This window comes from Limnohabitans sp., from assembly GCF_023910625.1.
Taxonomy (GTDB): Bacteria; Pseudomonadota; Gammaproteobacteria; order Burkholderiales; family Burkholderiaceae_C; genus Limnohabitans_A.
In genome coordinates this window covers 97,236-110,837 of record NZ_JAAVVW010000003.1, presented here as the reverse complement: position 1 = coordinate 110,837, position 13,602 = coordinate 97,236, and the positions used below count along the sequence as shown (strand labels likewise).

The window sequence follows — 13,602 nt, the reverse complement described above, 5'->3', positions numbered from 1 at the left end:
CACCGAATGCACAGTTGACCTTCTTCTCCGAGTTCTTGGCCACCACGGGTGTGTACAGCTCCTGGGTCGATAGCTGCCCATTGACCTACACAAGCCCCAATGCACCCAGCAAACAGGATATCTTGGGCACATGGCTGCTGGCGATACTGGCAGGGCACAACCGCTACGCCCACATCACCGGGCTGCGCGACGACATCAAGCCGATGTTCGGAAAACAAAGCGGAGCTGAGGTCAGCGACAACCCACACAAACCCGGGCGCCCGAGCCACGCACTGCACACATACTGGGTTGGCAACCTGCGCTTGGTGCTGGACGTTGTCGTCTGCCCCGGCAAAGAGCACAGCGCGGCCAAAGCGCGGCCTGGTCTGATCGGCGTACTGGAAAAGCTCACGCCCCAGCAGCGTCCGGCCTTGGTCCGAGGCGACTGCGGCTTTGGCAACGAACCCTTTATCGCCGAGCTGGAGGAGCGAGCCCAGCCCTACCTGTTCAAGCTGCGCCAGAGCGTGGGTGTCAAGAAATGATTGGCACGCCAATTCGCGCGTGATATCAATGGGAATGGGGTGGCTTCACGACCCAGGACATTGAGCGCTGCCAAGGACAAGTTGCTCGCGCTCATCGCCAACATTCGTGCGGCTTTAAGTCATGTCAGGGATGTTGCGGAGCAGTTGCCTTTTGCGGATCGATGGCAGACATTTCTGGACTACGTGGTGGCCAAAATCACGCGCCCACTGCCACCTTGGCTACCGTCAGCCCAACTTACAGCGGCAGGGTAACTGCCGGATTTAGGATCAACGCAGAGGCTCAGGCCGTCACACCCTTCGCGTTCTCCACGTACTCGTCAATCTGGTTGAAGTTCAAGTACTTGTAGATGGCAGCGCCGTCCTTGTTCACGATGCCCATGGCTTCGTGGTACTCGGCGACTGTCGGGATGTGGCCCAGCTTGGACGCGATCGCCGCCAACTCGGCCGAGGCCAAGAACACGTTGGTGTTCTTGCCCAAGCGGTTGGGGAAGTTGCGGGTGCTGGTGGACACGACCGTAGCGCCTTCACGCACCTGGGCCTGGTTGCCCATGCACAGCGAGCAGCCGGGCGTTATTTGGCAGGATGACCGTATTGTGCTAACCTTTAAAACATGAGCGCCCTGCTGTCCCCCATCGTTTCCGAGTTCGAGACCGAAGAACAGGAATCAAGCTACAACCTTTGGTTTCGCGCCAAAGTTGAAGAAGCATTGCACAGCAACAAGCCACGTTTGCCACACGATGCGGCCATGGCAAAGGTTCAGACCATGCTCGAAGAACGCCGCAAAGCCCGTGCAAACAATTCGGTGGGCTGACGAGGCAACCACCGACTTGGTGGAAATCATCGATTACATCGAGCAGCGCAACGCTACGGCGGCGCAAAATCTTTACGCCACCATCGTTCAATCTGCCGAAAATCTGCCGCTCATGCCGTATTTGTTCCGGCCCGGCCGCGTGGCTGGCACCCGTGAGCTGGTTGTGCATCCTAATTACATTGTGGTGTATCAGGTCGGCACCGCTGTGATTGATATTTTGCGGGTCTTGCACTCTCGCCAAGAATATCCCTAGCGATAACGGATAGTCAATCCAACCGAATGACGGCAGAGCTGGCTGGAGCTTGGAGAATGGGCCTCGCGTACGCATGGGGAACTTAAGCCGAGGACGATCAGTGCGACATGACGCATGTGACAGTGGACGAGGTGCTGGACTCAGCACCCACCAGGAAATCCTCACCATACTTGCGTGAAAATCGGAAAGATGCGAACCGGCCCATTAACCCAAGGCCATGATTACTTGACGCAGTGCTGGAGCAGAGTCGTTGATTTCCAGTGTCTGTATCGAGTTGCTTCGGCAACTGCCTCCCGAGGTGATTCAGCGGGCACAGAGACAGTGGCAGTCACGCCTTTCGGACCTGATCGAGTAGCCAACACAAGATACCATTCGCCAGTTTCGGGCAGCTGGATGCACTGGCCCACTAGCAATGGCGCTGGCGACAAAAATGTCTTGATGCCGGTTTTATCGCCGCCTTTGTAATTCAGCAGGTAAATGGTGGCAGTCATGTTAGCTGCTTGAAAGCGCTTCGAGCCAGCGCCGCTCGCTGATGATAAAAATAGCGTGGCCCTGCGTTTGCATCTCCACAGCGCGCTCGATCTTCCGGCCGTAGCTGGTGTGCACCCAGTCTGGCGAGACGCGGCTGCCAATGACCAGGTAGCGCGATTTTTTGCTGACGTTATCGAACGCGATGCCGCCCGCCTTTTCGGTCAGGTTGGCGCATGCGCTCCGTGTGCCGTAAGAAAACTCGCCCGTCAAACAAAATCCGGCATCACGCACCTCGACATTAATGTCATCGGTCAAGGGCAAGCGCGTCGGCTCAGCAGTGGCTGATCCGGTTTCGGCAAAGTCATTCGCAAGGAGGTCGCCGAGCGTTTGCGTGAGGTGCGTGCGCTCGGCTTCACTGATCTGCCCATCTTGAAGCGCTGCCCGAATGCGTTGCGCAATAACGCTGGCAGGCCAAACTTGCACAAGCTCATCATTGGCGTCAAGCCACGTTGACAATAGTTTGATCTCCATGTCATGCAAATGCCCGTCTGCCAGCATGCCTTGAACCATGCCCAAAAGGTGCTCCATGGCCACACTTGTGCGGTGCCTCATCAATGATTTTTCAATCCCCAGTGCCCCCATCTCGTGCCTCCTTGAAAAGCTTTTTTGTGTCCATCGTAAAAACAACCTTGGTGCCCGTGCTGGTGCATTGCATCAAGGGCTCGCTGTTCGTGTCGATGTATAGGTCTTCGCCCCGCAGCCCTTGCCATGTGGCAAGGTAAAGCAAGCTGCCTGTTTTGAGTGTTTTTATGTGTCGATCACAGCCGCCCTTCCAGGCCAGAACGGGTAGCGCGCCTTGCATGCACTGAACCACCAGCTCGGGCGACTCCAGCCGCTTTTCTATGCCGCGAAGCCATGCCGCAATCAGCCCTTTGTCTATACCTGACCAGCGTGCCGCCTGCTCAACAGGAAGTTGTGGCGGTTCGCTAAATTTTTCTGAAATAATAATTATTTAAAATACATAAATATATATTAATTGACACTAAATAAAACAGAATGTACCCGATCATAGCTCAGGCTTTGGGCATAACAGGCCTGTCGACCGGCGTTGAGGTGGCGTTTGTTCAGAGTCAGTTGACCAAGATTTAATTACTTTACGATGCATTGTCGGTGCCAAGTGCAACCTGCCGCCAAGCGACGCCCATATCCCTGTTATCAACGCACCAACTAATGCGATGATCGGCCTCTCAGTCTGGTGCCGCTTGGTGGCCCTAGCCCCAGTCCGGCAGGGGCTCAATACCTTCCACACATGAACCGACCGCCGCATAAGCCTCCTCCAACATCGGCGGGCCATGTGCTGGCGCAATTCGCGGTGGCTCGGTCTATATTTTGATGTGCGCCAAAATGTGACGGATGTCAGCGCTGTCGGTCATGAAAGCGATCACACCCATTTGGCCTGTGCAGGTGGGCTCAACATAGGGAGCCTCTCATAGATGTGGGCGGCGCGGCAGTGGGTTAGCAGGGAACGCCTAAGTCACAACGCCCATGGCATCCCCTGTTGCGTGCACATCGTTGACCTTGGTCAGTGCCTCACCAGCATGCACTGTGCCCGCCACTTCGGTCAAAAAAACGGCCCCGAAGGGCCATTTTTCACTCGAGGAGCCATAGCCACTCAAGCAGCAACACCCTTTGCGTTCTCCACGTACTCTTCAATCTGGTTGAAGTTCAGGTACTTGTAGATCGCAGCACCGTCTTTGTTCACGATGCCCATGGCTTCGTGGTACTCCGCCACCGTGGGGATGTGGCCCAGCTTGGACGCGATCGCCGCCAATTCGGCCGAGGCCAAGAACACGTTGGTGTTCTTGCCCAAGCGGTTGGGAAAGTTGCGGGTGCTGGTGGACACCACCGTGGCGCCTTCGCGCACTTGGGCCTGGTTGCCCATGCAAAGCGAGCAGCCGGGCATCTCGGTGCGGGCACCGGCTGCACCAAAGTTGGCGTAGTGGCCTTCCTTGATCAACTCGCTCTCGTCCATCTTGGTCGGTGGGGCGACCCACAGCTTGACGGGGATGTCGCGGCTGCCACCGAGCAGCTTGGCGGCGGCGCGGAAGTGGCCGATGTTGGTCATGCACGAACCGATGAACGCTTCGTCGATCTTGGTGCCCGCCACATCGGACAAGAACTTGGCGTCGTCCGGGTCGTTGGGGCAGCACAGGATCGGCTCTTTGATGTCGGCCAGGTCGATCTCGATGACGTGTGCGTACTCGGCGTCCTTGTCGGCTTCGAGCAGGTTGGGCGCAGCCAACCAGGCTTCGACTTTCTCAATGCGGCGGGCCAGTGTGCGGGCGTCGGCATAACCATCGGCGATCATGTTTTTCATGAGCACCACGTTGGACTTCAGGTATTCCTCGACCGGCTCTTTGTTGAGCTTGATCGTGCAACCCGCGGCCGAACGCTCGGCGGACGCGTCGGACAATTCAAACGCTTGCTCGACCTTCAGGTTGGGCAGGCCTTCGATTTCCAAGATGCGGCCGGAGAACTCATTGATCTTGCCGGACTTGGCCACGGTCAGCAGGCCCTTCTTGATGGCGTACAAGGGAATCGCGTGCACCAAATCGCGCAGGGTCACGCCGGGCTGCATCTCGCCCTTGAAGCGGACCAACACAGACTCAGGCATGTCCAAAGGCATCACACCCGTGGCCGCACCAAAGGCCACCAAGCCAGAGCCTGCGGGGAAGGAAATGCCGATGGGGAAACGGGTGTGCGAGTCACCACCGGTGCCCACGGTGTCGGGCAAGAGCAAACGGTTGAGCCAGCTGTGGATCACGCCGTCACCGGGGCGCAGGGCCACGCCGCCGCGGTTGCTCATGAAGGCGGGAAGTTCACGGTGCGTCTTCACGTCCACCGACTTGGGGTAAGCCGCGGTGTGGCAGAAGGACTGCATCACCATGTCGGCGCTGAAGCCCAAGCAAGCCAAGTCTTTCAACTCGTCGCGGGTCATGGGGCCGGTGGTGTCTTGCGAGCCCACGGTGGTCATCTTGGGTTCGCAGTAAGTGCCAGGGCGAACGCCTTGGCCTTCGGGCAAACCGACTGCACGGCCGACCATCTTTTGGGCCAGCGTGAAGCCAGCTTTCGTCGAAGCGGGCACGGTGGGCAAGCGGAACACGGTGGACGCGGGCAGACCCAAGAACTCACGCGCCTTGGCAGTCAGCGAGCGGCCGATGATCAGGTTGATGCGGCCGCCAGCGCGCACTTCGTCAAACAGCACATCGCTCTTGAGTTGGAAGGTGGTCACGGTTTCGCCGTTCTTCACGATCTTTCCGTCGTAGGGCAACACGTCGACCACATCGCCCATGTTCAGGCCGCTCACATCGACTTCGATGGGCAATGCGCCGGAGTCTTCCTGGGTGTTGAAGAAGATGGGAGCAATCTTGCCGCCCAAGGTCACGCCGCCGAAACGCTTGTTCGGGACAAACGGGATGTCCTCACCGAAGCCCCAGATGATGCTGTTGGTAGCCGACTTGCGGCTGGAGCCGGTGCCCACCACATCGCCCACGTAGGACACCAAATGGCCTTTTTTCTTGAGCTCTTCGATCATGGCCATGGGGCCGCGCTTGCCGTCTTCTTCGGGCTTAAAAGGTGCGCCTTCGCGGGTGTTCTTCAACATCGCCAGGTAGTGCAAGGGGATGTCAGGGCGGCTCCAGGCGTCGGGCGCGGGCGACAGGTCGTCGGTGTTGGTTTCACCGGGCACCTTGAAGACGGTGATGGTGATTCTTTTCTCGACTTCGGGGCGGCTGGTGAACCACTCAGCCTCGGCCCAGCTTTGCATGACCTCTTTGGCCTTGGCGTTACCGGCCTTGGCTTTTTCGGCGACGTCATTGAAGAAGTCGAACATCAACAATGTTTTCTTCAAAGCTTGAGCGGCTTCATTGGCCACTTCGGCGACGTCCAGCAATTCAATCAAAGGGTGCACGTTGTAGCCGCCCACCATGGTGCCGAGCAACTCGGTGGCCTTGGCTTTGGAAATCAAGCCCACCTTGATTTCGCCATGCGCCACAGCGGCCAGGAAAGAGGCCTTGACCTTGGCCGCATCGTCCACGCCCGGTGGCACGCGGTGCGTCAACAGGTCCATCAAGAAAGCATCTTCGCCTGCGGGTGGGTTCTTGATCAGTTCGATCAATTCGGCGGTTTGTCTGGCATCCAATGGCTGTGGCGGAATGCCAAGGGCTGCGCGTTCGGCGACGTGATCTCGGTAGGCTTTCAACATGGTCTTTCTCCGGTAAGTCAAGGTTTCAAGGGTTATCGCCCCATGCCTTGGGTATCGATCAGGCTGGGCGGGGGATTGGTTTTCATGGCCTCGGCGACGGCCAATTGGTGAGGGTGAACACAGTCATCAACCATGCGTCTGCCCCGTTTTTGATCCATCAGCATGGATTTATTGGCCAATTGCAACCAGACGGCACCGGCCTTTTTGTCCTCAAGGCGCAAAGCGCCCGTGCTCGTCTGGACAGGGAGCATGCGGTATCTGAAACCTTTGCCCTGGACATGAAAAACACCAGCTTGCGTGGCATCGGCTTGAATTCGGACACTGACACCCAATTCACAGGGCAAGTTGCCTTGGTGGATTTGCTGGGCAATCAGGATTTCGGGAGAGGACAACTGCGACAACCAGGGAATATCGGTGGCAGGGTTGGCCGCTTGATCGACCGCTGCAGCAGGCATCGCACCGACGGTTGGTGTCCAAGGGGCATCCAAAGAACTGCTCCGAACCTGAGGCGGGGTTGAAGGTGTTCTGGATTTTGATGGGTTGTGGACTTGGCTTTGCGCCCAAGCAGAGCAGGCGCATAACCACAGCAGCGCCAGCAGGCTGGTCAGCGACCGGGGGCATCGACGCAGTTTCATGCTGCAACCTCCTTCACGCACAAGCGATCAAAGAACTGCCGCAACTCAGAGGGCAAGTGCCGCCCTGTTTGCTGAGCTCTCTCCAACAACTGCCAAAAAAACCGGTAACTGGCCCGGTCGTGCAATTGACCTGCGTGGCTGATGGGCGCCCAGTCGGCCGCTTGCGCAGCCAAAATGATCTCGCTGGCCTGGTCGATTTGGGCATCGCTGGGCGCCATGGCCTCCACAATGGGGCGAATCTGATCGGGGTGAATGCTCCACATGCGGGTGTAACCCAGCTCACGGTTGGCTTTTTGGGCGGCCATGCGAATGGCATCGGTGTTCTTGAATTCGGTGACCACGCAGTGCGAGGGCACTTTGCCGTGCGCATGGCAGGCGCTGGCGATCTCAAGCTTGGCGCGCAGCACCAGCGGGTGGGTGAACTGCCCCTGGATGCCCATGCCCTCGGCGGGAATCGCACCGCCGTGCGTCGATACAAAATCCATCAGGCCAAAACTGATCGACTGCACACGCGGGTGGGCAGCGATGTCAAAGACGCAGTGCACGGCTGCGGGCGACTCGATCAGCACATGCACCGGCAAATGGCCGGCTCCCGCCGTGATCAAGGCTGCTTGAACGCGGTCCACATCGGCCACGCTCTCGACTTTGGGCACCATGATGTGCGTCAAAACGCGACCGGCCCGGCCCGCGATGTGGCTCATGTCGGCTTCAAAACTGGGATGGTCCACCGGGTGGACCCGCACCGCGATGCGCGCATCGGCGCGAGCGGCTTTTGTGGCCAGTGCCAATTCGGTCACCAGTGCTGCATGCTCGGCTTCGCCCCCCACTGGCGCACCGTCTTCGCAATCCAGGGTCACATCAAAAACGCAAGCGCCGAACTCTTGCATCATGTCCGCCTGCAATTGCAAGCTTTTGCGCATCCTCGCCTCCACTCCGCTGTAATGGTCACACACCGGCAGCTGCACGCTGGCGGCTTTCGCTCCCAACAGAACATCGCGAGGATGGTTCATTGAATTTTCCAGGCTCAAAAATCAGATCAGGTGCGCCACGCCCGCCTGCTCGTCGATCAACTCTTTCAGTGTCTTGTCGATGCAGCCTTGGCTGAAGGCGTCGATGTCCAGACCCTCAACCACTTTGTACTCGCCGTTATCGCAAGTGACGGGGAAGCCGAACATGACATCTTTGGGGATGCCGTACCAGCCTTGCGATGCAATGCCCATGGTGACCCACTTGCCGTGGGTGCCCAGCGCCCAGTCGCGCATGTGGTCGATGGCCGCGTTGGCAGCCGAGGCAGCCGAGGACAGGCCCCGCGCTTCGATGATGGCCGCGCCGCGCTTGCCCACGGTGGGCAAGAACACGTTGGCGTTCCATTCCTGGTCGTTGATCATGGCCTTGACCGACTCGCCTTTGATGGTGGCAAAGCGGTAGTCGGCGTACATGGTGGGCGAATGGTTGCCCCAGACGCACAGTTTTTCGATATCGGCCACGGCTTTGCCAGTCTTGGCAGCAATTTGCGACAGGGCACGGTTGTGGTCCAAACGCAGCATGGCGGTGAAGTTGCCGGGCTTCAAATCAGGCGCGGCCTTCATGGCGATGTAGGCATTGGTGTTGGCAGGGTTGCCCACGACCAGCACTTTGACGTTGCGCGAAGCGACAGCGTTCAGGGCCTTGCCCTGCGTGGTGAAGATGGCACCGTTGATGGCCAGCAACTCGGCACGCTCCATGCCGGGGCCGCGTGGACGAGAGCCCACCAGCAATGCATAGTCCACATCTTTGAAAGCGGTCATCGGGTCGCCGTGGGCTTGCATGCCGACCAACAAGGGGAACGCGCAATCTTCGAGTTCCATCATCACACCCTTGAGGGCCTTTTGCGGGCCTTCGACGGGCACTTCGAGCAACTGCAGGATAACGGGCTGGTCTTTGCCCAGCATTTCGCCCGAGGCGATGCGGAACAACAATGCGTAACCGATTTGACCTGCTGCGCCGGTGACGGCAACGCGGACGGGCTTTTTGCTCATGGTGAAAAACTCCGAAGTGTTGAAAACAAGGGGCACGGTCCCATGCCGACACCGATGTCGGCAAGGCCGTCCGGCGTACCGGACCCACGCACCCAGCCTCATGGCGAAAGCCGAAAGCGCAAGCAAACAGCCCGTGAGTGTACCCGCGAAAACCCTGAATCGTCAATTTGTCTTATGTCTTATATAAGATAAGATCTGGCACCTGACTGCCAACTGACCAGCTGGTCAAGCTCTCGCCCATGAACACCACTTTGCCACCCACCGAAGCCCCTGCGATTGCCGAATTACTGGCCGCTACTGCTGCGTTCAGCCCGCTGTACCAGCAGATCAAGGGCTTGATCCTGCAAAGCCTGCAGGCCGGTGAATGGAAACCCGGCGAATCGATTCCCAGCGAAATGGAGTTGGCCGTGCGTTACAGGGTCAGCCAGGGCACCGTGCGCAAAGCCATCGATGAGCTGGCCAGCGGGCACCTGCTGATCCGCAAGCAAGGCAAAGGCACCTTTGTCGCCACCCACGCCGAGCACCAGGTGCAGTACCGGTTTTTGAAACTGGTGCCCGATCAGGGTGACCTGAACACCGAAGGCCCCGCACAGCGAGAGATCGTCGACTGCAAACGCTTGCGCGCCCCAGCCGAAATCGCGCGCGCACTGGCGTTGCGCTCTGGCGACAGCGTGCTGCAAGTGCGCAGAGTTCTTTCGTTTGTCAACGTGCCCACCATCTTGGAAGACTTGTGGTTGCCGGCCACCCCTTTTAAGGGCTTGACGGCCGAGCGCTTGGCCGATTACCACGGCCCCATGTACGCCTTGTTTGAAACCGAGTTCGGTGTTCGCATGGTGCGTGCCGAAGAAAAAATCCGGGCCGTGTTACCCGACCAGCCCCAAAGGGAATTGCTGCAACTGCCCCCCAACACGCCCTTGCTCAGTGTGGAGCGCATTGCCTACACCTACAAAGACACCCCGATGGAGCTGCGGCGCGGCCTCTACCGCACCGACAAACACCATTACCACAACGATTTGAACTGACAGAAAGCCGCCTTCAACGTCTTGCAGAAGACTGTCGCTGAAATGCTCACGTCAGTTTGCTGCATTGCAATAGAATCCAACGGCTTGTTATCTACAACACGAACGCGTTACACCCAGAAAGTACCCACATGACCGAACTCGTCCGCAAGCGGCCTGAATTCCGCAACATCAACGCCCTGAAAGACCTGCCCTCGTACCGCCTGCCTGCCGCTGGCATCGTCTCTATCCTGCACCGCATCAGCGGTTTCTTGATGTTCTTGCTGATGCCCCTGTTCATCTGGTTGTTTGACCACTCCATCACGTCCGAAATCTCCTATGCCAAGCTCTCAGCCGCTTTTGGCATCGGCATCGGCTTTGTGCCCGGCTGGTTCTTCAAGTTGTTGGCCCTGGCGCTGATCTGGGCTTATTTGCACCACTTCATCGCTGGCGTGCGCCACATCTACATGGACGCTTTCCACGCCGTGACCAAAGAATTCGGCAAGTCCTCTGCCGTGGCCACCTTGGTGCTGAGCTTGGGCTTGACTGCCGTGCTGGCCGCCAAGCTGTTTGGCCTGTACTGATTTCCCCGCCCATCACTCAAAACAACAAGGAAACTGACCTATGTCGTCCGTGAATTACGGCTCCAAACGCATCGTGACCGGTGCTGGCTATGGCTTTCGCGACTGGCTGGCCCAACGTGTGACCGCCGTCCTGATGGCTCTCTTCACTGTGGTCCTGCTGGCCCAAGTGATCTTCACCTCCGGCCCCATTGGCTACGAAGAGTGGGCGGGCATTTTTGCATCGCAGTGGATGAAGGTGCTGACCTTCACCGTCATCATCGCCTTGCTCTACCACGTCTGGGTCGGCATGCGTGACATCTGGATGGACTACATCAAGCCCCTGGCCTTGCGGCTGGCCTTGCACGTCTTCACCCTCGTCTGGCTGGTCGGCTGTGCCGGCTGGGCTGTTCAGGCCCTGTGGCGTCTGTAACCCGGCAGCCCTCGCCTGTCCTTGCGCTGAAATCACACCAACCAAGTTAAACCATGAGCTATACCCAAGACAAAATCACCACCCGCAAGTTTGACGTCGTGATCGTCGGCGCCGGTGGTTCGGGCATGCGTGCCTCGCTTCAATTGGCTCGTGCGGGCTTGAATGTCGCCGTACTGTCCAAAGTATTCCCCACCCGCTCACACACCGTGGCGGCCCAAGGCGGTATCGGTGCCTCGCTGGGCAACATGTCTGACGACAACTGGCACTACCACTTCTACGACACCGTCAAAGGCTCCGACTGGCTCGGCGACCAAGATGCGATCGAATTCATGTGCCGCGAAGCGCCCAAGGTCGTTTATGACCTGGAGCACATGGGCATGCCGTTTGACCGCAACCCGGACGGCACGATTTACCAGCGCCCCTTTGGCGGACACACCGCCAACTACGGTGAAAAGCCCGTACAACGCGCCTGCGCTGCGGCTGACCGCACCGGCCACGCCATGCTGCACACCCTGTACCAGCAAAACGTCGCCGCCAAAACCAGCTTTTTTGTGGAGTGGATGGCCCTTGACCTGATCCGCGACGCCGAAGGCGACGTGGTGGGCGTGACCGCCCTGGAGATGGAAACCGGCGACCTGCACGTCTTGCACGCCAAGACTGTGCTGATGGCCACCGGTGGCGCAGGCCGCATTTACGCGGCCTCCACCAACGCCTTCATCAACACCGGTGACGGCCTGGGCATGGCAGCGCGTGCGGGCATTCCCCTGGAAGACATGGAGTTCTGGCAATTCCACCCCACCGGCGTGGCCGGTGCTGGCGTGCTCTTGACCGAAGGCTGCCGCGGCGAAGGCGCGATCTTGCTCAACAGCAACGGCGAGCGCTTCATGGAGCGCTACGCGCCCACCCTGAAAGACCTGGCCCCGCGTGACTTCGTGTCCCGCTGCATGGACCAGGAAATCAAGGAAGGCCGAGGCTGCGGCCCCAACAAGGACTACGTGCTGCTCAAGCTCGACCACCTGGGCGCCGAAACCATTCACAAGCGCCTGCCCTCGGTGTACGAAATCGGCGTCAACTTCGCCAACGTTGACATCACCAAAGAATCGATCCCGGTGGTGCCCACCATTCACTACCAAATGGGCGGCATCCCGACCAACATCAACGGCCAAGTGGTCACCCAGACTGCATCCGACCACAACGCGGTGGTCAATGGTCTGTATGCCGTGGGCGAATGCTCCTGCGTATCGGTGCACGGTGCCAACCGCCTGGGCACCAACTCGCTGCTAGATTTGCTGGTGTTTGGCCGCGCTGCGGGCAACCACATTGTCGACTTCGCCTCCAAAACCAAGTCGCACAAAGACCTGCCCGCCGACGCCACAGACCGCACGCTCGAGCGCTTGAACAAGCTCGAAGGCCGTGGCGGTGAATACGCCCAGGACGTGGCCAACGACATGCGGGCTGCGATGCAGCAACACGCTGGCGTGTTCCGCACCCAAGCCTCCATGGACGAAGGCGTGCAAAAAATTGCGGCCATCCGAGAGCGTGTCAATGCCATTGGCCTGAAGGACACGTCCAAAGTGTTCAACACCGCCCGCATTGAAGCCCTGGAAGTGGAAAACTTGATCGAAGCCGCTCAGTCCACCATGGTGTCTGCCGCTGCCCGCCGCGAATGCCGCGGTGCCCACACCGTGAGCGACTACGAACGTCCAGTGGACGACGCCGTGGCCCCATTGGGTCGCGACGACGCCAACTGGATGAAACACAGCCTGTGGCACAGCGCTTCCAACAGCCTGACCTACAAGCCCGTCAAGCTCAAGCCCCTGACAGTGGACTCTGTGCCACCCAAGGTTCGCACGTTCTAAAGATTGTCTGGACCGCTCACCCTCTGTGGCGGTCCATCACCCGAATACACCAGGAGTTCTTTCATGAACCTACGCACTTTTCAGATCTACCGCTACGACCCCGACAAGGACGCCAAGCCATACATGCAAACCCTCCAGGTGGAGCTGGACGGCAACGAGCGCATGCTGCTCGACGCCTTGATGAAACTCAAAGCCGTGGACCCCACCATTTCGTTCCGTCGCTCTTGCCGCGAAGGCGTGTGCGGTTCGGACGCGATGAACATCAACGGCAAAAACGGCTTGGCATGTCTCACCAACATGAACACCCTGCCCGGCACCATCGTTTTGAAGCCCCTGCCCGGCCTGCCCGTGATCCGAGACGTGATCGTGGACATGACCCAGTTCTTCAAGCAGTACCACTCGATCAAGCCCTATTTGATCAACAGCACCATTCCGCCTGAGACCGAGCGTCTGCAAAGCCCGCAAGAGCGTGACGAGCTGAACGGTTTGTACGAGTGCATCTTGTGCGCCAGCTGCTCAACCGCCTGCCCCAGCTTCTGGTGGAACCCAGACAAGTTCGTGGGCCCGGCCGGTTTGCTGCAAGCCTACCGCTTCATTGCCGACAGCCGCGACGAAGCCACCGCCGAGCGCCTGGACAACCTGGAAGACCCCTACCGTCTGTTTCGCTGCCACACCATCATGAACTGCGTCGATGTCTGTCCCAAGGGTCTGAACCCCACCCAGGCCATCGGAAAAATCAAAGAAATGATGTTGCGCCGCGCTGCCTGATGCCGTCTCCC

14 protein-coding genes and 1 pseudogene are annotated in these 13,602 nt (G+C 58.9%); 8 read left to right on the top strand and 7 right to left on the bottom strand.

The window, feature by feature from the left end; all coding sequences use genetic code 11:
- The first annotated feature begins 14 nt into the window (after positions 1-14).
- Positions 15-521 carry a transposase gene (locus HEQ17_RS03415; RefSeq protein WP_296291300.1) on the top strand — a complete coding sequence of 169 codons (507 nt, stop codon included), beginning with the start codon at positions 15-17 and terminating at the stop codon, positions 519-521.
- A gap of 280 nt (positions 522-801) precedes the next feature.
- On the opposite strand, the pseudogene HEQ17_RS03410 reads toward HEQ17_RS03415, so the two are convergent.
- Positions 802-1,098 (bottom strand): annotated as a pseudogene (locus HEQ17_RS03410) (aconitase family protein); the annotation flags it as partial.
- Between the two features lie 33 nt (positions 1,099-1,131).
- Here HEQ17_RS03410 and HEQ17_RS03405 point away from each other — a divergent pair.
- Entirely contained in the window at positions 1,132-1,332 is a 201-nt protein-coding gene (locus HEQ17_RS03405; RefSeq protein ID WP_296291299.1) for a stability determinant, read from the top strand.
- 19 nt (positions 1,333-1,351) lie between these two features.
- Positions 1,352-1,585: a type II toxin-antitoxin system RelE/ParE family toxin gene (locus HEQ17_RS03400; RefSeq protein ID WP_366938056.1), complete on the top strand. Its 234-nt coding sequence runs from the start codon at positions 1,352-1,354 to the stop codon at positions 1,583-1,585.
- A 221-nt stretch (positions 1,586-1,806) separates the two neighbouring features.
- On the opposite strand, the gene HEQ17_RS03395 is transcribed toward HEQ17_RS03400, so the two are convergent.
- The 6 genes from HEQ17_RS03395 to HEQ17_RS03370 all read right to left on the bottom strand — a co-directional run bounded on the left by HEQ17_RS03395 (position 1,807) and on the right by HEQ17_RS03370 (position 8,973).
- Complete coding sequence (locus tag HEQ17_RS03395; RefSeq protein ID WP_296291297.1) at positions 1,807-2,076, bottom strand: hypothetical protein; 270 nt, start codon at positions 2,074-2,076, stop codon at positions 1,807-1,809.
- Position 2,077: 1 nt separating this feature from the next.
- Positions 2,078-2,668, bottom strand: coding sequence for a BRCT domain-containing protein (locus HEQ17_RS03390; RefSeq protein WP_296291296.1), 591 nt, complete (start codon positions 2,666-2,668; stop codon positions 2,078-2,080).
- Between the two features lie 1,060 nt (positions 2,669-3,728).
- On the bottom strand, positions 3,729-6,320 hold the full coding sequence (gene acnB, locus HEQ17_RS03385) for a bifunctional aconitate hydratase 2/2-methylisocitrate dehydratase (protein ID WP_296291295.1): 2,592 nt from the start codon (positions 6,318-6,320) through the stop codon (positions 3,729-3,731).
- Positions 6,321-6,352: 32 nt separating this feature from the next.
- Positions 6,353-6,955: a hypothetical protein gene (locus HEQ17_RS03380; protein WP_296291294.1), complete on the bottom strand. Its 603-nt coding sequence runs from the start codon at positions 6,953-6,955 to the stop codon at positions 6,353-6,355.
- A complete protein-coding gene (locus HEQ17_RS03375; protein ID WP_296291293.1) occupies positions 6,952-7,965 on the bottom strand; it encodes an aldolase/citrate lyase family protein in 1,014 nt (337 codons plus the stop codon). The genes HEQ17_RS03380 and HEQ17_RS03375 overlap by 4 nt, the downstream gene beginning before the upstream one ends.
- 21 nt (positions 7,966-7,986) lie before the next feature.
- Complete coding sequence (locus HEQ17_RS03370) at positions 7,987-8,973, bottom strand: malate dehydrogenase (RefSeq protein ID WP_296291292.1); 987 nt, start codon at positions 8,971-8,973, stop codon at positions 7,987-7,989.
- A gap of 239 nt (positions 8,974-9,212) precedes the next feature.
- Between HEQ17_RS03370 and HEQ17_RS03365 the strand changes: the two genes are divergently transcribed.
- The 5 genes from HEQ17_RS03365 (at position 9,213) to HEQ17_RS03345 (ending at position 13,591) form a co-directional block, all read left to right on the top strand.
- Complete coding sequence (locus HEQ17_RS03365) at positions 9,213-9,995, top strand: GntR family transcriptional regulator (RefSeq protein WP_296291291.1); 783 nt, start codon at positions 9,213-9,215, stop codon at positions 9,993-9,995.
- A 128-nt stretch (positions 9,996-10,123) separates the two neighbouring features.
- On the top strand, positions 10,124-10,555 hold the full coding sequence (gene sdhC, locus HEQ17_RS03360) for a succinate dehydrogenase, cytochrome b556 subunit (protein WP_296291290.1): 432 nt from the start codon (positions 10,124-10,126) through the stop codon (positions 10,553-10,555).
- Between the two features lie 40 nt (positions 10,556-10,595).
- Complete coding sequence (sdhD, locus tag HEQ17_RS03355) at positions 10,596-10,964, top strand: succinate dehydrogenase, hydrophobic membrane anchor protein (RefSeq protein WP_296291289.1); 369 nt, start codon at positions 10,596-10,598, stop codon at positions 10,962-10,964.
- 53 nt (positions 10,965-11,017) lie between these two features.
- Entirely contained in the window at positions 11,018-12,823 is a 1,806-nt protein-coding gene (gene sdhA / locus HEQ17_RS03350; RefSeq protein WP_296291288.1) for a succinate dehydrogenase flavoprotein subunit, read from the top strand.
- A gap of 63 nt (positions 12,824-12,886) precedes the next feature.
- Positions 12,887-13,591 carry a succinate dehydrogenase iron-sulfur subunit gene (locus HEQ17_RS03345; RefSeq protein ID WP_296291287.1) on the top strand — a complete coding sequence of 235 codons (705 nt, stop codon included), beginning with the start codon at positions 12,887-12,889 and terminating at the stop codon, positions 13,589-13,591.
- Positions 13,592-13,602: the final 11 nt, after the last annotated feature.